Here is a 281-nt window from a genome sequence, read left to right as displayed (position 1 = left end):
TAACATCTGCACCGGTTATGGTCCCGCTGTCATTAATCAAATCACAATTTTGCATGGGATCATTGGGCTGGGTGTGAATGCTGACGTCATAACTTTGCTGGTCATCTAAAGGCGTGGCAAAGGCAAAGGCGCCCGGCTGGTTAATAATTAAATCATCCGTTAAATTGTTTTGTAACCGCATAAAATTATCCGGTATCAAACCATGGACATAACCGCCAATAAAATACTGGCTGATGCTGCAATTGACCTCAATATCGGTGACATCAGCACCTTGTACAGTG

The 281-nt window shown here is 43.4% G+C and carries 1 protein-coding gene; it reads right to left on the bottom strand.

The features are described 5' to 3' along the window. A partial coding sequence (locus tag OS173_RS13330) for a hypothetical protein (protein WP_267184768.1) occupies positions 1–281 on the bottom strand: 281 nt, incomplete at both ends.

It is taken from the genome of Marinicella gelatinilytica (assembly GCF_026410405.1).
GTDB classification, from domain to species: Bacteria; Pseudomonadota; Gammaproteobacteria; order Xanthomonadales; family Marinicellaceae; genus Marinicella; species Marinicella gelatinilytica.
Note: the sequence above shows the minus strand (reverse complement) of the source record. Positions and strands in the feature narration are given on the sequence as shown.